Raw genomic sequence first — 24,224 nt, 5'->3', positions numbered from 1 at the left:
AATCAGGAACTTTCCAGTTAAAAGCTTGACAGATGTTTACCGATGTAACTATAATCGTTACAAATTGTAATCTTACCTATTCGTTTTAAGAAAGGAAAGTAACATCCTATGAATTCTTCTTCACAGCCAGCAGCTACTGAAGCCGCTGCCAAATCAAAACGCTTATGGCTAGCGATTGTGTTAGGAGCATTATCTGCGTTTGGACCACTTTCGCTTGATATGTATCTGCCTGCCTTGCCAGCAATGGCAACCGATTTTCAAACAACTACTTCAGCTGTACAGCTTAGCTTGACAGCTTGTTTATTAGGCTTGTCCCTAGGGCAATTGTTTGCTGGACCGTTAAGTGACATTCAAGGTCGACGTAAACCGCTACTGATTGGGCTAGCCATTTATGCAGTCGCTTCGATTTTGTGCGTATTTTCTACTTCTATTTGGGCTTTAGTGGCTCTCCGTTTTATTCAAGGAGCGGCTGGTTCCGCTGGGATTGTTATTTCACGTGCAATGGTACGGGACATTTATGTAGGCCCAGACTTAACCAAATTTTTTGCCCTTTTAATGTTGGTTAATGGGGTTGCTCCTATTGCGGCTCCCATTTTTGGCAGTCAGCTCTTACTCTTTACACCGTGGGAGGGTGTTTTTGTAGTATTAGGTGCAATTGGTATTATCATGCTGCTGGTTGTTCTGTTTGGTTTACCTGAGTCATTGCCTGTTGAGCGTCGTTCCACGGGCGGATTCAAGAATACCTTGATTATATTTAAAAATCTCTTAGTAGATAAAATGTTCATGGGTTTCGCTTTGTCACAAGGTCTGGTAATCGCTGCTATGTTTGCTTATATATCTGGATCACCGTTCGTCTTGCAAAATATGTTTGGTGTATCAGCGCAAATGTTTAGTGTGTTTTTCGCTATCAATGGTGTAGGAATCATTCTGGCTAGTCAAATTACGGGTAAGCTGGCTGGTAAAATAAGCGAGAGTAAACTGATGATGAGTGGCTTGATTTTGGCAGCAATCGGTGGTGTTAGTTTACTTATTGTGATCTTACTAGGAGCAGGATTATATGCCATCTTACCTCCTTTATTTATTATCGTATCGTGTGTGGGGATTGTAAGTACGGCAGGTTTTTCTTTAGCAATGCAAAGTCAGGGAAAGGCAGCAGGCAGTGCCTCCGCTCTGCTAGGTGTCTTGTCATTAATCTTTGGTGCGCTTCTGGCCCCGTTGGTAGGTATTGGTGGAAGTGGAACTGCAGTTCCAATGGGTGTTGTAATAGCTGTAGCAGATGTGGGTGCACTTTTGTGTTATTATTTCATGGTCCATAAAGGCAAAAAGACCAGCTAATTCATGTAATTTATATAAATAAAAGGAACTGGATTACGTACACATTTTACGTACTGATCTGGTTCCTTTTTTTTCTGTATGGGGAAGACCTTATGATCAAGTTTGTTTGATCTGGGGCAACTCAGAGCATAATAAGCTGAGCTATTATCCAGATATTTATTATCTAACAAGGAAAGGGTGGGTACCTTAGATGGACGGATCGTTGCTAATGGAATACGTATGGGTGCTACTTATATTAGTGGCTTTGGAAGGAATTCTGGCGGCTGATAATGCGCTTGTACTAGCGATTATGGTAAAGGATTTACCTGAGGAACAGCGTAAAAAAGCTTTATTTTATGGCCTAGCCGGGGCTTTTATCTTTCGCTTTATCTCGTTGTTTATCATTTCCTTCCTAGTTGATGTGTGGCAGGTTCAGGCACTTGGTGCTGTCTATCTCCTGTTCATTTCTATCAACCACATTTTCCGTAAAAGGGGTAGGAATCCCCAAGAACAAGAGCAAGCAGATAAGAAAAAAGGAACGGGAAGCTTCTGGGGTATTGTAGCAAAGGTAGAACTGGCTGATCTTGCTTTTGCCGTAGACTCTATCCTAGCTGCTTTAGCACTTGCTGTTTCACTACCTACAACCAATCTACCTAAGATTGGAGGAATGGATGGTGGGCAATTCTTAGTGATCTTTATAGGAGGATTAATCGGGTTAATCATCATGAGATTTGCAGCCAATTATTTTGTGGCCTTGTTAAAACGGCGGCCTGGATTAGAAACGGCGGCTTTTCTAATTGTAGGTTGGGTTGGGATTAAATTGCTGGTATACACATTCTCACATCCCAATGTGGCTCTTTTACCAGAGAGCTTCGCAACTATGAAAGTTTGGAAAATTACCTTCTACGTAGTGTTAGTAGGAATTGCTCTAGGTGGATGGTTTTTATCAAAAGAAAAAACGACAGAGCCAGGTTAATCATAAATCATGTATAATATAATGATGCCTTAGATCACTTTGAGCCAGAGATTCCTAGGCTGAAATATCTGCTATGGAAGAAGGATATATTACATGAGAATTAATAAGTTTATCAGTGAAACAGGCTATTGTTCCCGCCGAGAAGCAGACAAGCTGGTTGAGGCTGGGCGAGTCACGATTAATGGAGTGGTAGCAGAGCTAGGGAGTCAAGCTGATAGTGGAGACGACGTGAAAATTGACGGGAAAGCGTTGGGGATAAAGAAAGCAGCTGTCTACATTGCTCTGCATAAACCTGTTGGAATTACTTGTACAACAGAGAGGCACATAAAGGGAAATATCATTGATTTCGTCAATCATCCAGAACGGATTTTTCCGATTGGGCGACTAGATAAGGACTCAGAGGGACTAATCCTGTTAACCAATGATGGCGATATCGTGAATAAGATCCTGCGAGCGGAAAACAACCATGATAAAGAGTATATTGTGACGGTCGATAAACCGATTACAGACGCTTTTCTAAAAGGAATGGCTAGCGGGGTACGTATTCTAGGTACTACAACCAAGCCTTGCCAAGTAAATCGTATCAACGAACGATCATTTCGAATCATTTTGACCCAAGGATTAAATAGACAAATCCGCCGAATGTGTCAGGTATTTGGCTATAAAGTTCAGCGTTTGCAACGGATACGTATCATGAATATTCATTTGGACGGAATAAAAAAAGGCGAGTGGCGTGAGGTAAGTACAAAGGAATTGAATCAATTGCTACAAAACGTAACGTAATGAAGCACGTAATGAAGCACGTAATGAAGCTACTAAAACTAAAGTATGAAAAAAGGCACTTTCTTGCCTACTGCTGGTATACAAACAAAGCAGAGGCAATAGAGTGCCTTTTTTTGGGTGGGAGTACCTATACCAATCCTGGTATTACAGCTCCACCAGCATATCGGGTAAATTCCAAGGCTATTGATGTCTTTTTTAATGGGCAAGGTACGTAGTCAAAGGTTCCCACATATAGGTACATGGAGTCCCTTATTACTGGGGTTCATGTGCCTTTTTCATATTTTTGACCGTTGGAGGTACCTTTATGAAGACACGATTACTAGGCGTGCATATGATAGTCAGAAATGAAGAAGAGCTGTTGCCACGTTGTCTGGACAGTATTTGTTCCATTGATGATGAGATTGTAATTGTCGACACCGATTCTACTGATCGAACCCGAGAGATTGCTCTTACATATGAGGCATCTGTCATTCAGACGGAAGGGGAAAATGATTTCTTTAAAGCTAGAAATGAGAGCTTAGCACATGCCAATACCGAGTGGATTTAATGATAGATACAGATGAGGAAGCAATTGCTGACGTTGATAGATTGCGTGATTTTTTAAGCAAACGGAATGTGATTTTTACCCAGTACGAATCGAAAACAAAGGAGGGGGATTCAGTTGACACGATTAAAAATATCTCTGTGTATGATTGTTTGTGATGAGGAGGAGCACCTTGAACGCTGCTTATCTTCAGCGGCAGATACTGTCTCAGAAATCATCATCGTTGATACAGGCTCACAGGATCGCAGTATAGAAATTGCTAGGAGCTATGGGGCAAAAGTTATTTCTATACCTTGGAGGGGGGATTTCTCCGAGGCTAGAAATTTATCATTGGAATATGCGACAGAGCCATGGATTTTGGTACTAGATGCTGACGAGGAATGGGTGGTGCCATCAAAAAAACAGCTAATAGAGATGATGGAAGCAGAAGGAGCGTTTGGTTACTATGTCCAATTGCAAAGCTTTGTAGGCGCTACAGGAGAAGAGTTCATAACTGATGGGGTTTGTCGTTTTTTTAAAAACGATGACCGTCTACGCTTTCGAGGAATTATTCATGAAGAGATTGCAACTTGTATTCTTGAAGTAGAACCAGAGGGAGTAAGATTTTCTCCCATGGTTGTTAAGCACTATAGCTATTTAGATCATGTTATTGCTCAGAAAAATAAAGCTGCCCGGAACGTTTCTCTGATCCAAAAGGCACTACTAGAAAAACCAGATGACCCTGTGTTGATTTACGCTCTAGGGACAGTATTCTTTCAGCAGGAAGAGTACCAGAAGGCCAGGGTATTATTTGAAACACTGCTTACTTCCGTTCCGCATCATGTTGGTTATAGGTCGGATGTATTACTAAAGCTGGCGTTTTCCTATAAAGAAATGGGAAACATGAAAGAAGCGCAAAAAATTACAGAGGAAGCTTTGCGCTTTTATCCAGATTTCGTTGATATGATCGAGCTACAAGCTATTCTTCATATTGAAGAAAATCAACTAGACTCAGCTCTTGAGCTATTACAACAAGCTACCCTTTTGGGAGATGTCTCTCATAAATATACCTCATGTTCAGGCTCGGGTACCTATCGGAGCCTTTATATAAGAGGTTTACTTTACGAGAGGTTACTCTCCTATGAAAAAGCATGTCATTGCTATGAAGAAGCCTTGACCTTTCAGCCACAGTTCAATGCCGCCTGGCAGAGATTAATCCGTATTCGAGGGGCCTTTAATCAAATTGAAGAATTAATGAATCAGCTCCAGCTATATAAAGGGAAATTGTCTACTCAGGTGCAAAACAGCATCGTACAATATCTGATGGAAGTAAACCAACCCCAGTGGTTTGCACAATATCAGTTGTTACTGCCGGATGCATATACCCATAATCCGCTTTGGAAAGGGATTTTCCTCGCACAGCTACGAAAGGAGGAGCTTGCTTTACTAAGCGTAAGAGAGGCACAGCAATGCTTCTATTCCAAAATGCAGTCTGACAAGCAGCATGAAGCGGATCTCTTGCAATGGGCCATTTTACTCCAAATTGATGAATATGCGCAGGCTTACGAAATCGTCTTACGGTTAGCCCAACGGCAAAGAGGGTACCAAGCTTTATTTGGATGGAAACCAGGCCAAATCATTGTACTGTCACGACCCATATACCAATCCTGTAGTCGGGCATTACTGGCGATAGGAGCTTGGGAAAAATGGATAGACCTGTATCGTTCTTGTTCTCCCTTAGGATGGACAGAGGATGTGAGTGATTCATTCGCAATCGCTTTGCTTCGGGCTCCACAATCTATCCAACTCCAATTTCTTCAAATGTTTCTATTGGAAACTCATTTATCTTCTCGGTTACTTCAGATTGCTGGAGTTCTTGCTATATTGTGTGAGAAATACGATGAAGCTACTACTTTGTTCGAAATGTTGAACCATAGCTCGACAGAGAAGGAACAATTAATAGCCCAGCTAGGCTTATTATATTCGCGAGCTGGGCTAGCTAAGACATGGAGAGCAGGTATTTTGCTTGAGCAATTAGATTGCGTACGGTATTTATCTATTTTTTCTTAAGGACGGCCCGAAAGCAGGTTAATGGGCTACCATACATCTGTGTTTGGACAGCATCTATAGGTTGCCCAAGAGTGACTTCTCCTGCAAAAGTAAAGCCTGACGTGAAATCACTGTTGCCAATTGGTCAGGCAGAAGCGGTGGAACGTCACAAGTTATGATAAATAAACCATCCTTTTTGAGAACGCGGGCACATTCGCAGAAAGTTCGATACATGACAGAAAGCTCCACGTACTCTATGACCGAGATACAGAAGATTTTAGAGAAGGTTTCATTGGAATATGGTAGCAGGGTTGATAACCTACTGACGTGTATGGAAATAAGCAGGATTTGAGAACTTTTTTTAAAAAGTAAAAAGGGAGACAAAAGCTGTTTCAATTTTGTTTTATTGGGTAAATAGGAGAGAAATCTGTACTTTCTGCTTTATATTTTGTCTAAGGATGGGAGAGAAAATGACTTTTCGTAGAAAACAATTGCTTGGCTATGGCTGCATATTGTTCTTATTACTGATTTTAGCTTCCCTGGTTATCTTTACGATGAATAGTATTAACGAGAACGTCGAAGAGATTTCGAATGATCGCTCTGTCAAAATAAAGCTGGTAAGTGATTTGCAGAGCAAGTTTTTTCATATTGACCAAGAGCTTAGCTACATCATCGCTGAGAATGATATACAGCTCATCAATCAAAAAATTGAACAAATGAATCAAAAAATACTAGATGCTAACTCTTTAATGACGGTGATCGGCATTAAAATGAATTCAGAGTCTGGTCAGCAATTATTAGCGCAAATCAAAGTCCACTATTCAGATTATCTCACCTATCAAAAACAGATTGTCGCCTATGTTAAAGCAGGAAATAAGGAAATGGCTAGAGCAATGTATGTTGGTGGAAAAGAAGTTACTCGTAAAAATGTTATGGAGATAACAGAAGAATTTAAGAATCGCCAACAAGAATTAATGGATGAAGCAGCTGATGAGTCAGTAAATACCTTCCATACCATGTTGCTCATCATCATTTTGAGTGTTGTACTTTGTTTAGCCCTAGGAATCGGAATTGCGAGTTGGGCTATACGCAGTACCTCACGTAGTCTTAGTCATATTTCCAGTACAATATCCGGAATTGATTTTAAACAAGCTGAAAAATTACCTCGTATACCTATAGTAACAAATGATGAAATAGGGAATATCTGTGAATCTTTTAACGAGATGGCCTCCTCTCTTGAGGAACATACGATTAAGGTAAAAGAATTTAATAATAAGATAAAGGAACAAGGCTGGGTCAAGACTCAACAGGCTAATATGGCAAATTTAACGCAGGGAATACAAGATTTTGATTCTTTAGGACAAGAATTTATTTCTAAGATAGCTTGGATTATAGAAGCATCCTATGGTGCCTTTTATCTAGCTTTTGGGAAGGGAAGGAGCAAGGAATTTAAAAAAGTTGCTTCTTTTGCATCGAGTGGCGAAGAAGTTGGAATTACTAGCTTTCGTTTAGGTGAGGGTGTAGTGGGTCAATGCGCACAGGAAAAGAGAATGATCTCATTAAAAGAGATACCCGAACAGTACATTACAATTAAGTCTGCTTTAGGTGAAGCGTTTCCTAAACAAATTTTGATTGTTCCAGTTACTTTTGAGAATGAAACGGTTGCTGTAATTGAAATGGCTACCTTAGAGTCGTTTTCTGATTTACATTTGCAGCTAATGGAAAATGTCACAAGTCATTTGGGGACTACTGTTAATCGGATTTTCGATCGATTAGAGGTAGACCGCCTATTGCGAGAATCACAAGCGATGACAGAGGAATTACAAGCCCAATCCGAAGAGCTACAGACACAATCCGAAGAATTGCAGATGCAGACAGAGGAGCTTACTAGCATCAATGAAAGGATAGAGGAGCAGAAGCAATATGCAGAAGAGAAGGCCCGAGAGCTGGAGCAAACAAAAATAGAGCTAGAGGGGCGGACAGTAGCCCTATTGAAGAGCTCTCAATACAAATCTGAATTTTTAGCTAACATGTCGCATGAATTACGTACTCCACTTAATAGCATCTTAATCCTCTCAGAAATGCTCTCAGAAAATCTTAATGAGAAACTTACCTCAGAAGAACAAGAATATGCCCGTGTTATAAACTCTTCTGGTTCAGATTTACTCAGCCTGATTAATGATATTTTAGATCTTTCTAAAGTGGAGGCAGGTAAGCTGGAAGTTGTCTTTGAAGAGGTAAATATCAGTGAATTGCCGATGTTTATGGAAAGTCACTTTTCACATGTTGCGGCTCAGAAGAAGCTTACTTTCCATATAGAAGTACACCCAGATGCGCCCGACATTATGTACACCGATGAACAACGGCTTCATCAAATCTTACGTAATCTACTTTCCAATGCTTTCAAATTTACGGAAAAAGGCTCCGTGACTCTACAAATTAAAAAGGCAGATCCTTTGCATGTCAATATGATAATGCCAGAGGAGGATTATACAGATTACTATTTAGAGATTTCTGTAACGGATACAGGTATTGGCATAGCTGAAGACAAGAGAGAACATATCTTTGAAGCCTTCCATCAAGCAGATGGTGCAACAAGCAGAAAGTATGGGGGGACAGGCCTAGGATTATCCATTTGCCGAGAATTTGCCCGGTTATTGGGTGGCTGTATTACCTTAGACAGTGAAGAAGGGCGTGGCAGTACTTTTACGCTATATATCCCAAATATGCAGGAAGGGATGACACAAGAGCTGTTTTCGGTTCGTACAGAAGCCGCTGTAGCTAATATGGAAGAGAGGAATATAGACAGTTCACATCCCCCTGTATCTAACACGGGGACATTACAGGTATCTGTGCAACAAAGCCAAATAATTGTAGAGCAAGATCAATTGGATTCTCCACAAGCACAAAAGCTTGCTCAGCAGGCACCAAGTATGTTCACGGGTAAGCGTGTCTTGGTTGTTGATGATGACAATCGAAATGTTTTTGCGCTCACAACCACGCTTGAACGAGAGGGCTTTCATGTTGTCACAGCTAATAACGGAAGAGAGTGTCTTGAAATACTAGAAAATGATCCACAGATGGATATCATACTTATGGATATTATGATGCCAGAGATGGATGGATATGAAGCGATGCAGACCATTCGCCAAAAAGCTGATCTGAAAAATGTCCCAATCATTGCCCTAACTGCAAAGGCTATGAAATATGACCGAGAAAAATGCTTGAAGGCTGGAGCATCCGATTACATCAGTAAGCCATTAAAGACGAGTCAACTGCTCTCAGTTATGCGTGTCTGGTTGGTGAAGTAGATGTAATAAATAGATGGAGGATAGATCGATGACTTCATTGACTGAGGCAAATGAATATCAAATTGATGAACGAGAAAGTATTGAAATCGATCTTCTTTTAGAAGGAATCTATCGGATGTATGGGTTTGACTACCGTGATTATGTTAGATCATCCATAAGAAGGCGTATATGGAATCGTATGCTACAAGACAGGATTCCTACTGTTACAGCTCTATTGGAGAAAGTACTTCATGATACTAAATTTGTAGATAAATTGCTACGTGATTTCTCGATTAATGTAACAGAAATGTTTCGTGACCCTAGCTTTTTCTATGTTTTTCGTAAGAAGGTTATACCTGTTCTTCAGCAGCTTCCTGAAATTAGAATTTGGCATGCAGGTTGTTCAACAGGAGAAGAAGCATATTCCATGGCTATTCTGATAGAAGAAGAGAATCTAAGTCATAAGACAAAAATCTATGCTACAGATATGAATGAGGAAGTGCTGAAACGAGCTGAAAAGGGCACTTTTTCTTTAAAGAAAATGCAAAATTATACAAGGAATTATATACAGGCAGGTGGCAAAAAAGCTTTCAGTGAATATTACTCGACTGACACTGAATTTGCAATTTTAAACCAATCTATCTTAAAAAACGTAACCTTTGCTCAACACAATTTAGTAACAGATTGTTCTTTTAATGAGTTTCATGTGGTGATCTGTCGGAATGTCCTGATTTACTTTAATACAGACTTGCAGAGCCGTGTCTTTCAATTGTTTGATGAGAGCTTATCTACCAATGGCTTTTTTGGATTAGGCAGTAAGGAATCTCTCTCTTTTGTAAAAGAGATGGGCCATTATCAGGAGATTGAAGGAGTACGTATATACCAAAAAATGTAAACCAGGATATAAAAGAGAGCGAACGGTCCTGTTAATAAGGAAGGTTCGCTTTGTATTTGAAAGGAGTTAGGAGGTATTATGTGATTCAATTATTTTAGGGGTTCACCTGTAAGTGCATCGATGAGGGAGACATCCCGTGGATAACTTAGTACATAAACCAACAAAGGAGCAGGTGCTCTTTGATCCTCATACTGTGGCCATAGATAGCTAAGCTTCATTGGATGTGATGCTACAAGGGCTTTTTTCGCTTGTTCAGCAGTAATGATCTTTTTGCTGTCAGGCAGGGTTGCTTCTGTTTGTAATGCAAAATGGAATCCGACTACTTTTCCTGTAATAGCATCTATTTGAACGGAGTAAGCTTTGTCAGCTACAGGAATGTTTTGATGAAGCTGACTGAAAGTAAGATAATATTCGGGATTTTGCCCATCTTTTTTCAGCTTACTCTTGTCCACCCATTCAGGGATTTGCTCTTTGTCCTGATCGTTCGAGAAAAGGGAGTCGAGAGAGAGCTCTTTTACTTTTGCATCTGCATATTTCTCAATAAATTGCAGAGCTGCTTTTTCAGCATCTGTAGCCGATATGGTACCCTTTTGCCCACGCTTGGAGCTATCATGCAGGTTCATTCTGCTAACTTCTCCGGTTGCCTTATTTGCGGTAATGTATACGTAAAGATTCTTATTATCATCTGTATGAGAGCTCCACGAGTATTCTACATAGGTTGTACCTGTTTCGGAGTCTTTTTCCTCACGTTCGTCATATTTCATCTTGCTCAGATCAAGACCAAATGCTGGCGATGTCAAAAGCTTTTCTGCCTCTGCTTTAGATGTTACCTTCAAGGATTCTCCTTTTGCGGAGATGGTTACTTTTTTAGGGGTAAAGGATTTGAGCGATCCCCATGTAACCACAGGCTTACCTGTCTTTGCATCAATGGTTTTAACTTGTGCTGGAGCGTATGCGAGCACCGGTTTTGCTTTGGTATTGGCTTGGTTATTAGAATAGTTACTGATATAGAATAAATTCATATCTGTCTGCTTCTGAAAAGCTTCTTCAGCCTTTTCTTTACTCATTGCTTCTTTTGGATCAGGAAATTTTTTATCGTCATAGACCAGATCTGAGTCCTCTAGGTAATAAGAGGTAATGTTGCCGGCTTTATCTACAGATACACGGGGACCGCTTGAGAGAAGTGGAATTCCGTTGTACAAACGTTCAAATGTTAAACTTCTATGCTTCCAATCCATTCTTTTCCCGTCTTCAGTTACCATTCCATTTTGTGAGATACCGACATGCTCACTTACCTTTAATTTCTCAAGCTCATCGCCTAGCATCGTTTTGAGAAATTCAGTGGCCTTTTCCTTGGCTAGCTTTTCAGATGGAGGAGTATCCGATACCCATTCAGAATGATTGATAGAAAGCTCGAGTAGTAGACCGGATTTTTGATCAAAGATCAGGGAGGCTTCCGGTTCTATTTTATCTTTAGAGCCTTTTTCGGATTGTTTTAGGAGATAGACATGGTACTTTCCTTCCTTAGTCTTACTATCAGGTTTATGAGATACAACAGTAAATGATTTTAGCTCGGGGATTGCTTTATATACCTTTTCAAGCGTTTGCTTGATAGTTACAGGCAAGGTAGCCTGTTCCTGCTTAGTGGTTGATGTTGGTAAGCTTTTCGTTGACGTTGTGTCCGCTGCCCAAACAGGTGTAACGGATAGCATGCTAACGGCAATGAAAGTAGCTAGCACTGTATGGAGCTTCTTTGCTTTTCTCATAATAACCTCCTTTGAGTGTGGGAAGTAAAATGTTTCCAAATATAAAGACGAGAAAAAACGGGAAAAGTCACGCTTATCAGAAAAAATATTTTAAAAGAATTCAAAGAGTTTCTCTACTCTATGGTTTGTCATTTCCTCAATCATTGGACAAGCAAAGAGAGTCGAATTCTCATGCTAAGGGTAATTTAGTTAGCGCGAATCATTAACAGACACATATCATCATGCTGATGTTCCTTAGCCTCAGGGGGTAAAATATTTTCTACCAGTTGTTCGGGAGTCTGGGGATGTTTGAAAAGCTCTGCCTTTATTGCATCTGTACCATCCTTTACAGTATTTTCTAATACTTCTAATAAGCCATCCGTGTATAAAACCATTTGCATACTTTTCTCATACGGAATAAGCGTTTTTTGTACCTCAATTTCTGAAAAGAAACCAACTGCACAACTACCTTTATCCAAATAATTGACGGATATATCGTCTATAATCATGATTCCCTTTGGATGCCCAGCATTGACGTATTCTACGGTCTTTTTTTCGGTATCAATGACTAGATAAATGGCCGTGAAATAGTATTGTAGGAATCGCTCTGTGCTATTTAACTGATACATGTATCGGTTTAATTCCTGGATAACTTGTTCCGGGTCTGTAATTTTCGTAATGGTATCGCGCAGAACAGATGAAATATACATGCAAACCAAGGAGGCCGCAATTCCATGACCCATCATATCTAATAAAATTACGCCATAGCGATTCTCATCAATGGATATCCAGGAATACATATCTCCAGCTAGTTCAAAGGTTGGTAGATAGGCTGCACTAATCAGAATCTGTTTATTATCGATTGGATGGCTTAATACGCTTCGTTGCACTTGTTTAGCAAGCTGAAGCTCACTTTGGATGACCTTATCACGTTCTCTATGCCAATCGCTTTCGTGCTTTAAACGTAAAGCAACACGAATACGTGCCATTAATTCGATTTTATTAATAGGCTTCATCACATAATCATTTGCACCTACATTAAGAGCTTCTGCCATTTTAAAGGAGTCACCCATAGCCGTAACAAAAATAATCGGGATATGCTTTAATTCATCATTTTGTTGAATGCGGCGACAAGCTTCAATCCCATCTATTTCTGGCATCATTAAATCAAGCAAAATGAGATCCACACTTCGATGAATTTTAGGTGGTACATCTATTTGTAGATAATCAAAAAGTTCGTAGGCTGAATGGAGGAGTTTGATATCTGTATATCCTTCACTGTTTAAAATCTTTTCAATTATGGTTAGATTAATCGGATTGTCATCCACGACGAGAATGCTCATTACCTATTCTCCTTTTTGTAAAGACAGTATAAGTACTCAGTTCATCGTATCATAGTTAGATAGTGAATGAAGCGGCTATGGGTCACTTATTTCTTTACCCGTAACTTACATTTTTGAAACAGACCCATGATAAAATTTTGTCTATCTTCTTTTGATACAATAGAAAAAAACATGGTGGCAAATGAACACGAGGGCTACCGCAAAAAAGTGGTGATGATAATGCTACATCAGGCAGAGGAACTTCTTCAAAAATATTACGGCTATCCTGCCTTTCGAAGGGGACAGCAGCAGATTATTGAAAGTATTTTGACCGGGCATGACACGCTAGGAATTATGCCTACAGGCGGAGGAAAATCCATCTGTTATCAAATTCCTGCCTTACTGTTTGAGGGAATTACGCTCGTAATCTCTCCCTTAATCTCTTTGATGAAGGATCAGGTAGATGCATTGGTTAGTATGGGTGTACCTGCTACTCAGATTAATAGCTCTCTTTCCTATCATGAGGTGCAGGAAAGAATGAGTGATGCTAGACAGGGAAGATACAAATTGGTTTATATTGCTCCAGAGCGTCTTGAATCGGAACAGTTTCGTGAAATGATTCAAGAGATGCCTATTTCGTTAGTAGCCGTTGATGAGGCGCATTGTGTCTCACAGTGGGGTCATGATTTTCGACCTAGCTATCTAGCGGTTGCCAGCCTTGTCCAGTCATTGTATTCGTGTCCTATCGTGGTGGCTTTGACTGCAACGGCTACACCTGAGGTAAAAGAAGATATTTGCCGACTCCTTGCTCTTAAAGAAGGTCAGGTATTCGTTACTGGATTTGGCCGGGACAATTTAATCCTGGCTGTACGAAGAGGCGAAGATAGACGCTCGTTTGTCTCTGACTACGTGACAGCAAATCAGGGACAGGCTGGTATCATATATGCTTCTACTCGAAAAGAAGTGGAAAATCTCTATGAATTTTTACGCCAAAAGGGACATCGTGTGGGCAAGTATCACGCAGGTCTTTCTGAAGATGAGCGTGTAAATAATCAAGATGCATTTCTATTTGACGATGTGAGTGTCATGATTGCAACGAATGCATTTGGAATGGGTATTGATAAATCCAATGTTAGATACGTCATTCATTACAATATGCCAAAGAATCTGGAGGCCTATTATCAAGAAGCAGGGCGTGCAGGGCGTGATGGAGAACGTAGTGAATGCATCCTGTTGTTTCAGGCACAGGATATCCAAACCCAGAAGTTTTTTATTGAACAAAATGAACAAACTGATGAACGAAAAGAGCAGGATTACAAAAAATTATATGCAATGAGTGATTATTGCCGAACCTCACGTTGCTTGCAGCAATATATTTTGGAGTATTTTGGTGATCCGAATGCCAAAGAGTGTGGTACCTGTGGGAATTGTACAGATGACGCAGAATTAATTGATATCACGGTAGATGCGCAGAAGATTTTTTCATGTGTAAAACGGATGAAGGAACGTTTTGGGGCTGTCATGGTGGCTCAAGTCCTTAGGGGTTCTTCCAATAAAAAGGTTCTTCAATTCGGGTTTTCGGCACTGCCTACATACGGAATTATGAAGGACTACACGGAAAAAGAGATTGTAGAAATGATTCAGTGGCTGATTGCTGAAGGATATATGAGTTTAACAGAAAGCCAATATCCGGTTGTTATGCTGGGAGAAAGAGCGGTGCGAGTATTAAAAGGAGAAGAGCAGGTCTGGCATAAACAACGTGCTAAACCGATCAAGCGTCAGGAGGATAGCCAATTATTTGATGTCTTACGTCAGTTGCGCAAGACGATTGCCGAGCGAGAAGGGTTGCCACCTTACGTTATTTTTCATGATAGTACCTTACGGGAAATGAGTGAAATTGTTCCGACTGATAAATCTACCATGCTCACGATCAAAGGTGTGGGAGAAGCAAAGTGGGATAAATATGGCGAAGAATTTATCAAATGTGTAACCGAGTATAGTCAAAAGGTATAGCTAGAAAGGTAGAGTCAGTAGAGTGCTGATTGAACAGGAAAATGTAGGGAAAGCCTTGAATTTGGCTTTCCCTACGTTTTTTGGAAGCGTAGAGAGCGCTTTTTTTTTGGAAATAAAAAACTTCATTTTTTCTTGCTCATTTTTAGTTGTAACATTATTAATATTTAGGTAGTCTACTACTAGGGCATATATCACAATTTGATAAAAGGGAGATACTACATGCACTTACTTCAAAAAGCCTGCAAAGGTTTCTTAACAGCTATGCTTGGTTTTTCCTTTCTTGCTACAGGAGTAGCAACCCCTGCTCCTGTAGAAGCAGCAGAGAGCAAGAGTAATGATGTAAACATCACGCTACTCGGCACATCTGATATTCACGGACGCTTCATGCCGTGGGACTATGGTTTAGATGGTCCTAATCTCACTGGAAGTATGACACAATTATTTACAATTATTAAACAAGTAAGACAAGAAAATCCGAACACCATTTTATTGGATGCGGGTGATCTAATCCAGGATAACTCCGCGGAGTTGTTTAATGATCAGCCAAAATCTCCTATGATGGTAGCCTTGAACGAAATGGGCTACGATGCTTGGGCATACGGGAATCATGAATTTAATTTTGGTTTGGATGTATTAGATAAAATCGGAAGCCAATTCACAGGCACGATGCTCGCAGGGAACATTTACAAAGAGAATGGCGAGCGTTTTATGCCCGCTTATAAAATCATCGAAAAAGATGGCGTTAAAATCGGAATTATCGGGATGAATACCCCAATGATTACTGAGTTTGAAAAAGGTACTGACCATCTGAACGGGTTGGTAATTAAGAACCCGGTTGAAGAAACAAAGAAAGCAGTTAGCGAGTTAAAAGGGAAAGTAGACGTTATGATTGGTCTCATGCACATGGGGATTGAGAATGAGAATGGTATCCCTGGTACAGGTGTAGAGGATATTGCGAACGCTAACCCGGAGCTAACCGCAATTTTCGCTGGTCATATGCACAAATTGGTTAAAAAAGAAGTAATTAATGGTGTTCTAATTACAGAGCCTGATAAATATGGGACACATGTCTCTCGCATCGATCTTTCCTTTACAAAACAAGGAGATAAGGTTGTTTTAAAAGATAAAGAAGCGACTGCTATTCCGGTAAAGGCTACAGATGGTACGTTTGTAACGTCTGACGCTGATTTGGAAAAAACATTGCAACCATTCCATGAATTCGCTCGTGCTGATGCTAACATCGTGATCGCTGAATTAAAGGACGGGAATCTAGTACCACGCGATGAGATTAAAGGAATTCCACAGGTGCAAGTACAAGCGACACCAATGGCTAACTTCTTTAATGAAGTAATGCTGTATTATAGCAAAGCGGACGTGGTTGCCCACCAGATCGATAATGATGATGTGAAGCTAGATGCAGGTCCGATCAAGAAAAAAGATATTGCCTATAGCTATCGCTATGCAGGTGGAGAAGTTACCGTCTATAAAATTACAGGTAAAGATCTGAAGGATTATATGGAATGGGGGGCAGGTTACTTTAACACAACTCGTCCAGGAGATGTTACCCCTAGTTTTGATAAGCAACGCCGTGCATCGAAATACAGCACGAATGACTTTTTTGGTAACGTGAAGTATGAAATTGATTTATCAAAACCAGCCGGTGAACGCATTACTAATGTACGCCGAATGGATGAAACAGCAATCAAGCCAGAAGATACAATTAAAATCGGTATGAACTCCTACCGTATGGAGGCTCTGCAAGCAAAAGGCGGGGCATTGGAAGGACGTAAATTCGATGTTCTTTGGTCTTCTAAGCAAAATGATGCGTATGGAGAGACAGGTGGGACGATCCGTAACCTGTCTATGAAATATCTAAAAGAAGTGAAAAAGGGTGTGTACACGCCAAATAACGAGCAATATTGGAAAGTGATCGGCTTTGATACTAAAGCTCCAGAGCGTGCAGATGTTGTTGAGCTTCTAAATGACGGCATTATGGAAGTGGCGAAGGATGGTAAGTACACAAACGTAGCTTCTATTAATGTAAATGATGCTGTTACGCCAGACGAAATCGCAGAGCTAGCGAAAAAAGCAAATGTAAAAGCAGATCAATTTACTGGAATGAAAACAAAAGGCGAGTTCTATCAAAAGCTAAACCAAGCTCGCAAGGCGGCTGAATCTGCAACGGATAAGGCTGTTGAAAAAGAAGTCTCTAAAGAATCAGCAAAAGAAGCTGAAAAGTCAGCTCCTGCTACTAAAGCTGAAACACCAGCAGTAACAACAACGCCTGCGGAAAAAACAGTGGTTACTCCTGTTGAACCAACAAAACAACCAGTGGTAGAGGTCCCTGCCAAAAAGGTGGAGCCAGCGCAGGTGATCGCATCTGACAAGAAACAAGCTACTGTTACAGCATATTTTTTGAACCTGCGCACCAAGCCATTAGCTGGTTCTAAGATTATGGTAGCTGTACCGAAAAACACCGTTTTAGAGGTCGTAGGTTCTCAAAAAGGCTGGTTAAAAGTATCTTACCAAGGTAAGATCGCGTATGTTGATAATGCTTTTGTAAAGATGCTACCGTAGCCAGATAAATGAAATCAGTGCCGTAGAATATGATGTGGTAGGAAAGCAGTCCGGGTATAAACCGGGCTGTTTTTTTTGTAGGGACAGACCTTCCATCCGTGGTAGACGCCGTGTCCAGCTGTGTTATGTACACATAGAAATAAAGAGGTAAGTAGAATTACCTGATAGCCAAGGTCTAGAAAGGGGGATGACATGCCAAAACAAAAGCAGATAGGTAAAGCTAAGGAACGGTTCATAATTAAAGCAAGGAACGCAGCTATTACAAAAGCTACACCGAAAGAAAAGGTGACAACAAAAACAAAGGTGACAACAAAAACCAAACTAACGGGACGAATCGTTTTCCCAGACGATGCTGATTATGATCGGGCACGTGTAGAGTATAACCGTCGTTTTAATAAGTTTCCCAGAGTGATTGTGTTTTGTCAGCGTACACAAGATATCATTAATGCAGTTAAGTGGGCACGTGAAAGGAAGGTACCTATACGTATCCGCAGTGGTCGCCATAGTTATGAGGGCTTTTCCGCAGTAACAGGTGGAATTATTATCGACGTGAGTGAAATGAACAAGATACGTGTAGATCGTAAGCGTAACCTTGCTTATGTACAGACTGGTGCACAGTTAGCAGAGGTATATCGACAATTATGGGAAAAAGGAGTAACCATTCCTGCCGGTACGGCGGCTGATGTGGGAGTAGCTGGGCTTACATTAGGTGGTGGAATTGGACTGCTGTCACGTCAATATGGACTTACATTGGACCATTTGCAAGCAGTTAACATGGTGGTAGCTTCCGGGAAAAAAGGTGCAAAGCTACTAAAAGCTACTCCAGGCCAACACGCTGATCTACTGTGGGCTTCCAAAGGTGGGGGAGGAGGCAATTTTGGTATTGCTAGTTCCTTTACATTTCGGGTACGTCCCATTAAGTCCGTATCGATCTACAGTATTACATGGAAATGGAAGGACTTTATAAAGGTATTTGATAAATGGCAACGCTGGGCACCAAGTGTAACCAATCGGTTAACATCTACTATTGAAATGTCTTCCAAGCAGGTAGGTACAATTGTATCCACAGGACAACTGCTAGGAACAGCGGAGGAGCTTCGCAGATTAGTAAAACCACTCCTAGACACTGGTTCTCCTATTAAAGTTAAGGTGCAGCAGGTTCCTTATATCGAGGCAGTTAAGTTCTTTGCGGAATCAGATGAGAATTTACTGCCAAAATTTAAAATAACGGGAGCATATGCCTACAAAAATCTGCCGATTCAAGGTATTAAGGTTTTACAGGATTTCCTGGCTAAAGCTCCAAATCGCCATTCTACAGTATGGTGTCAAAGCCTGGGTGGAGCTGTTGGTCGTGTCATGCCATCGGAAACCGCCTACTTTCATCGAGGAGCCAGATATATATTTGAGCTTTCAGCTAGATGGAGGGAGAATACATCCCAACCAGCGAGTGTACATTGGGTCAATCGATTCCGAGAAGCACTTACCCCATATGTCATCGGGGATTACGTCAATTTCCCGGATCTTCATATCAAACATTGGCCTCAGGCTTACTATGGAACCAATTTTGTCCGCTTAAAGCAAATAAAGAAGAAGTACGATCCTCACAATGTATTTTGTTTTCCCCAGAGTATTCCTGTACAAAGGGTTATGAGAAAAAGAGTGAAATAAAGCAAGAAGGTTATGGTTTCCCGGAGATTTTGCTCCGGTTTTTTTTGTTCCAGTAGTTTCCGAGAAAAAGATCAATTTACCTTGAAACTTTTCCTACATTCTGTCGCGATTTTCGATATAATCATAGAGATGTAGATGTGAGTAATTCATCGGTGAAAGTCAATTACGTAAGAAATGATTCTTTTTTCATACAGCAAACTAACAATCAACCATAAAGCTAAAGGAGTTAATCATGAGTATTTTAACCGTACAAGGTCTAAGCCATGGTTTTGGCGACCGTGCTATTTTTAATGACGTTTCCTTCCGTTTATTAAAAGGGGAACATATCGGATTAATCGGTGCTAATGGCGAAGGAAAATCTACCTTCATGAACATTATCACAGGGAAGCTAGAACCGGATGAGGGTAAAATTGAATGGGCGAAGAATGTACGCGTGGGCTATCTGGATCAGCATGCAGTACTACAGCGTGGAATGACGATTCGCGATGTGCTACGTGGGGCGTTTCAATATCTTTTTGACATGGAAGCTGAAATGAATGCAATCTGTGACAAGATGGCTGATGCGACTCCAGAAGAGCTAGAGCAGCTGCTTGAAGATATGGGAACCATTCAGGACACGTTAACTAACAATGATTTTTATGTCATTGACGCTAAAATAGATGAGATTGCTCGTGGGTTAGGTTTAGAAGACATTGGTTTGGAACGAGATGTACAAGATTTGAGCGGTGGACAACGTACCAAGGTGTTGCTGGCCAAACTACTTTTAGAAAAACCAGACATCCTACTACTGGACGAGCCGACCAACTATTTGGATGAACAGCATATTGAATGGTTAAAGCGCTACTTAAACGAGTATGAAAATGCCTTTATTTTGATTTCGCATGACATTCCTTTCTTAAATAGTGTCATTAACCTGATTTATCATATGTCTAATCAAGAGCTGGGCCGGTATGTTGGTGATTATGATAACTTCATGCAAATCTATGAGGCGAAACAAGCCCAGCTTGAATCTGCTTATAAACGCCAACAACAGGAAATCTCTGAGCTTAAGGATTTCGTAGCACGTAACAAAGCACGTGTATCCACTCGTAATATGGCGATGTCTCGTCAGAAGAAGCTGGATAAAATGGAAGTGATTGAGCTTGCTAAGGAAAAACCAAAACCAGAGTTTAACTTCAAGGAATCCCGTGCTTCAGGCAAAGTGATTTTGGAAGCAAAGAATTTGGTTATCGGATATGACGAGCCATTGTCTCGACCGCTCGATTTGTATATGGAGCGAGGACAAAAAATTGCTTTAGTAGGTGCAAATGGTATTGGTAAAACAACCTTAATGCGTAGTATTTTAGGTCAAATTAAGCCAATATCCGGCGATGTGCGTATGGGTGATTACCTGAATGTCGGTTATTTTGAACAGGAAATGAAAGGAAGCAATCCTAATACGTGTATTGAAGAAGCGTGGCAGGAATTCCCGTCATTCACACAATTTGAAGTGCGTGCAGCACTTGCAAAATGTGGACTTACAACCAAGCACATTGAGAGCAAAATTGATGTGTTGAGCGGGGGCGAAAAGGCAAAGGTACGCCTATGTAAGCTAATTAATCGGGAAACCAATTTACTTGTATTGGACGAGCCTACGAATCACTTGGATGTTGAGGCTAAGGATGAATTGAAACGCGCCCTGAAAGCATACAAGGGTAGCATTCTAATCATTTGCCACGAACCAGAATTCTACCAGGATGTTGTGACTGATATCTGGAATTGTGAATCCTGGACGACTAAAGTATTTTAAGCGTAAGTAAGATAACGCTATAATATAATGGTTCCATAAAAGAGAAGCACTCTAAATCCAGCTTTTGCTCATTTAGAGTGCTTCTTCTGTTAGTAAGACGCTTTTTTTCCCAGAATTCCCTTTTTTGTCCGTGACGTTCCATTGCTATGATTGCGACTTGACCTCATGCATAATTGGCTTTGGAAAAATCGCCGTTACTTTAAAATAGTCACCATCAATATCGATGTGCAATTCTCCACCCTGCAAATCCATAATACTCTTGGCTATGGCAAGCCCCAGTCCGGAGCCTTCTGTATGGCGGGATTGATCACCGCGCTTGAAACGCTCAAATAACTCGCTTATTTCAAAGTTAATCTCGTAGGCAGAGACATTTTTGATCGTAAACAGCACGCGATCTGCTTCCTCGTGCAGGGACAGGTAAACACGAGTATTGGGCAAGGAGTACTTAATCGTATTGTTTATTAGGTTTTCGAAAACACGCCAGGTCTTTTTCCCATCCACATGCACGAGCATTTTAGGCGGATCAACATGAAGGCGGAAGGTTAGACCTGAAGCAGGTATCTTATCAGTAAACTCAGCTAGTGCTTGGTTTAGGAGAGCGACAATATCTACCTGCTCTACATGCATCTCAACAGCACCACTCGCGACTTTGGATGCCTCAATTAAATCATCGATGAGTACTTTTAAACGATGGGTTTTTTGGTCCAATACGTTAATGTACTCTTTTGACTCTTCTGGGGTCAGTGTGTCCTGTTTTAAAAAGCCTACATAATTCATAATCGAGGTAAGTGGTGTACGCAGATCATGCGAGACATTAGTGATAAGCTCCGTTTTTAACTTTTCGCTTTTCATCTGGCTATCCAGCGATTTTTTTAAGCCTTCCCGCATATTATTGAGATTCTGGGCTAGCTCTTTAAAATTCCCGGCCTTTGGCTCCTCTATGTGCAGATTAAGCTGGCCTGCTGCCATATATTCTGTAGCTTTCATAATTTTGTTTAAGGTACCTATTCTACGTAGGGTAAGAGGTACTACAAAGAGAAGGTAAAACATGTTGTAAAAGAAACCCAAGAGAATAGGAATACCACCATGATCAACCATTCCCCAGAGGATTAATAGACAGCTAAAGCCAAACCCAGCTGATAAAATTGCTAGCAGTACGACTTTAAACAACAAGCTTTTGTATAAAATGCTTTCTTGATAGAGAATTTTTAGCTGATGCAAAAAACTTTTTTGCCATTGAATCTGAAGCTGTTCTCGATCCTTCATAAGGTACCAAGCTTCGTATATATGCAAGGCGATATAGGCAAACAGTAGTGCAAAAATCGTTAGATTAAAAACGTGTGAGATGTTTGGTGATGAATAGAAAAAAGACGTCTGGATTGATGAAATGAGTGTAATCAAACTAACGATTCCTAGTAAGAAAATACGAATATCAATCGGTATACGACGAATTACTTGTGCCATTTTTTCTATAATGGGTAATAACTTATGCTTTTGTTTGACTAAATAGATCCCAATCAAGATAAGTCCTACAAAACTGACGATACCTACTATACACTCTTTAATTAGCCGATCTCTGATTGACAGATAATAAGTATAATCCATATATATCTGATTTCCTTCACTTATGGTAGCCGGAATCATGATGTAACCGGACCAGTCATGTTGTTTGAAGCGATTATGAACTGATGTGAGATGCTTGTGATTATAAAGGTTAGAGATGGGAAATTTGGTATAATAGAGCGTTTTAGTTTTCAATTCTTCTTGATCTGGCAGACTCTCTATGTTTTTATAGACTTCTTTGGTTTGTTCATTTTGAATATAGTAGTGAAAGCTGCTATCTCGTTTAGAGAGGTTGTGCGTAAGCTCCTCAAACAACTTATCTTTTTTAAGCAAAAAGTATTTTACAAGGTCTTTTGATTCTTCTTCATATTTTTTTTGTATCTCAGCTAACTTTTGAGTTTGCCACTTTTCAATCTCTTCGCCAGAGAGATGGCTCGTTTCTTGCGTATATTCAGAGTCGTAATATTGTTTTACTGCTCGAATTTTTTCGTCTAACTCTGCTTTGTGTTGAAGTTGTAAATCCTCCACGATATCAGTAGGGAATTTTTCAGTAACTGATTTCTTTTCATAATCTTTAAATTCCGTATATCTACGCTCCAAAAGGGTAGAGAATTGATCCAGTTTTTCTGTAAAACTATAAGTAGTAAAATAATAATCCTTGCTTAATTTCTGTTTGTTACTAAAAACATCAATTGTAGCTAGGATTGATAAAGCGAGTAAATAAAAGCTTAGAAGTAAAGCAACTAAGGGGATGTATTTACCCTTCGATTTTGTATCCAATGCCCCACACCACCTTTAAATATTTGGGCTCTTTTGGGTTGATTTCAATTTTTTCGCGAATTCTTCGGACATGAACAGCCACTGTATTTTCTGCATTGTAATAGGGTTCCTTCCACACTTTTTCATAAATTTCCTCAATAGAAAATACATGACCTTTATTGACCATTAATAGCTCTAGAATTTTATACTCCGTTGCCGTCAAACGAATTTCTTCACCATCCACCGTTACGGTTTTCGCATTCGTATTGAGGGTCAAACCGCCGACTGTCGTTTCGCCCTCGCGTACCTTGTAATTGCCCAGATTGGTATATCTACGCAATTGGGATTTCACACGGGCAATTAATTCAATAGGATTGAATGGCTTGGTGATGTAATCATCAGCCCCTACGTTTAGACCTAGCACGATATCGGTATCCTCAGACTTAGCTGAAAGCATAATGATAGGAATATTCTTTGTTTCTCTGATTGTAAAGGTTGCTTTAATTCCATCCATAATCGGCATCATAATATCTAGTAGGATTAGATGAATCTCTTCTTGTTCGAGAATCTCTAATGCTTCCACACCGTTCCTCGCTTGAAAGACGGCGATATCTTCATTACGCAAATAAATCTTAATGGCTTCTCTGATTTCTACTTCATCATCTACGACTAGTACTTGATATTTGGGCATCTGTTATCCACCTTTTCTTCACGTTCCTTTCATTGTGTCATAGGCTTATCTTACAAACAACTTGTTACAAATCATTGGATAGAAATCTTACGAAAGTCTTAAGATGTAGGAATTCCTGCTGCACAAATAACAAAAGCCCCTTTCACAACGTGAGAAGGGGAGCTAGATTTTGTGGACAAGGATAAAATCATTACTTATTGAATGAAATGGTTTCTGGTTTGGATATGTTGATAGATAGAGGTACAATAAAAGCTAATCAAAAGACTA

Annotated in this window: 16 protein-coding genes; 11 read left to right on the top strand and 5 right to left on the bottom strand. The window is 40.2% G+C overall.

The features are described 5' to 3' along the window. Positions 1–108 precede the first annotated feature (108 nt). The 5 genes from ACQV1I_RS24095 to ACQV1I_RS24075 all read left to right on the top strand — a co-directional run bounded on the left by ACQV1I_RS24095 (position 109) and on the right by ACQV1I_RS24075 (position 5,666). A complete protein-coding gene (locus tag ACQV1I_RS24095; RefSeq protein WP_116333555.1) occupies positions 109–1,335 on the top strand; it encodes a multidrug effflux MFS transporter in 1,227 nt (408 codons plus the stop codon). A gap of 190 nt (positions 1,336–1,525) precedes the next feature. Next, positions 1,526–2,290 carry a TerC family protein gene (locus tag ACQV1I_RS24090; protein WP_116333556.1) on the top strand — a complete coding sequence of 255 codons (765 nt, stop codon included), beginning with the start codon at positions 1,526–1,528 and terminating at the stop codon, positions 2,288–2,290. A gap of 93 nt (positions 2,291–2,383) precedes the next feature. Beyond that, positions 2,384–3,073, top strand: a complete 690-nt coding sequence (gene rluF, locus ACQV1I_RS24085; protein ID WP_094700109.1) for a 23S rRNA pseudouridine(2604) synthase RluF — start codon at positions 2,384–2,386, stop codon at positions 3,071–3,073. Between the two features lie 304 nt (positions 3,074–3,377). Further along, entirely contained in the window at positions 3,378–3,620 is a 243-nt protein-coding gene (locus ACQV1I_RS24080) for a glycosyltransferase (protein ID WP_094700108.1), read from the top strand. 114 nt (positions 3,621–3,734) lie between these two features. Continuing rightward, positions 3,735–5,666, top strand: a complete 1,932-nt coding sequence (locus ACQV1I_RS24075; RefSeq protein ID WP_116333558.1) for a tetratricopeptide repeat-containing glycosyltransferase family 2 protein — start codon at positions 3,735–3,737, stop codon at positions 5,664–5,666. Between the two features lie 54 nt (positions 5,667–5,720). On the opposite strand, the gene ACQV1I_RS24070 is transcribed toward ACQV1I_RS24075, so the two are convergent. Further along, positions 5,721–6,029 (bottom strand): methyltransferase domain-containing protein, encoded by a 309-nt coding sequence (locus ACQV1I_RS24070; protein WP_161555062.1) that lies wholly within the window; start codon positions 6,027–6,029, stop codon positions 5,721–5,723. 86 nt (positions 6,030–6,115) lie between these two features. Between ACQV1I_RS24070 and ACQV1I_RS24065 the strand changes: the two genes are divergently transcribed. Beyond that, positions 6,116–8,956 (top strand): response regulator, encoded by a 2,841-nt coding sequence (locus ACQV1I_RS24065; protein ID WP_116333560.1) that lies wholly within the window; start codon positions 6,116–6,118, stop codon positions 8,954–8,956. Positions 8,957–8,984: 28 nt separating this feature from the next. Further along, a complete protein-coding gene (locus tag ACQV1I_RS24060) occupies positions 8,985–9,830 on the top strand; it encodes a CheR family methyltransferase (RefSeq protein ID WP_018671117.1) in 846 nt (281 codons plus the stop codon). An 89-nt stretch (positions 9,831–9,919) separates the two neighbouring features. On the opposite strand, the gene ACQV1I_RS24055 is transcribed toward ACQV1I_RS24060, so the two are convergent. After that, complete coding sequence (locus ACQV1I_RS24055; protein ID WP_116333561.1) at positions 9,920–11,596, bottom strand: YcdB/YcdC domain-containing protein; 1,677 nt, start codon at positions 11,594–11,596, stop codon at positions 9,920–9,922. 185 nt (positions 11,597–11,781) lie between these two features. Beyond that, on the bottom strand, positions 11,782–12,918 hold the full coding sequence (locus ACQV1I_RS24050) for a PP2C family protein-serine/threonine phosphatase (RefSeq protein WP_116333562.1): 1,137 nt from the start codon (positions 12,916–12,918) through the stop codon (positions 11,782–11,784). 219 nt (positions 12,919–13,137) lie between these two features. Here ACQV1I_RS24050 and recQ point away from each other — a divergent pair, with 219 nt between their 5' ends. The 4 genes from recQ (at position 13,138) to ACQV1I_RS24030 (ending at position 20,944) form a co-directional block, all read left to right on the top strand. After that, on the top strand, positions 13,138–14,910 hold the full coding sequence (recQ, locus tag ACQV1I_RS24045; RefSeq protein WP_116333563.1) for a DNA helicase RecQ: 1,773 nt from the start codon (positions 13,138–13,140) through the stop codon (positions 14,908–14,910). Positions 14,911–15,129: 219 nt separating this feature from the next. Beyond that, positions 15,130–17,487, top strand: coding sequence for a 5'-nucleotidase C-terminal domain-containing protein (locus ACQV1I_RS24040; protein ID WP_116333564.1), 2,358 nt, complete (start codon positions 15,130–15,132; stop codon positions 17,485–17,487). Between the two features lie 192 nt (positions 17,488–17,679). Beyond that, a complete protein-coding gene (locus tag ACQV1I_RS24035) occupies positions 17,680–19,155 on the top strand; it encodes an FAD-binding oxidoreductase (RefSeq protein WP_116333565.1) in 1,476 nt (491 codons plus the stop codon). A 232-nt stretch (positions 19,156–19,387) separates the two neighbouring features. Continuing rightward, on the top strand, positions 19,388–20,944 hold the full coding sequence (locus ACQV1I_RS24030; protein ID WP_116333566.1) for an ABC-F family ATP-binding cassette domain-containing protein: 1,557 nt from the start codon (positions 19,388–19,390) through the stop codon (positions 20,942–20,944). 144 nt (positions 20,945–21,088) lie between these two features. Here the strand turns inward: ACQV1I_RS24030 and ACQV1I_RS24025 are convergent, their stop codons facing one another. Together ACQV1I_RS24025 and ACQV1I_RS24020 are read right to left on the bottom strand one after the other, a co-directional pair. Then, the gene (locus tag ACQV1I_RS24025; protein ID WP_116333567.1) at positions 21,089–23,287 is read right to left on the bottom strand and encodes a HAMP domain-containing sensor histidine kinase; all 2,199 of its coding nucleotides are present in this window, start codon (positions 23,285–23,287) and stop codon (positions 21,089–21,091) included. Further along, the gene (locus tag ACQV1I_RS24020) at positions 23,265–23,957 is read right to left on the bottom strand and encodes a response regulator transcription factor (protein ID WP_094700098.1); all 693 of its coding nucleotides are present in this window, start codon (positions 23,955–23,957) and stop codon (positions 23,265–23,267) included. Before ACQV1I_RS24020 ends, ACQV1I_RS24025 begins: the two co-directional genes overlap by 23 nt. Positions 23,958–24,224: the final 267 nt, after the last annotated feature.

This window comes from Brevibacillus sp. JB24b (assembly GCF_051713385.1).
GTDB classification, from domain to species: domain Bacteria; phylum Bacillota; class Bacilli; order Brevibacillales; family Brevibacillaceae; genus Brevibacillus_B; species Brevibacillus_B laterosporus.
This window is presented reverse-complemented; position numbering and strand designations above follow the sequence as displayed.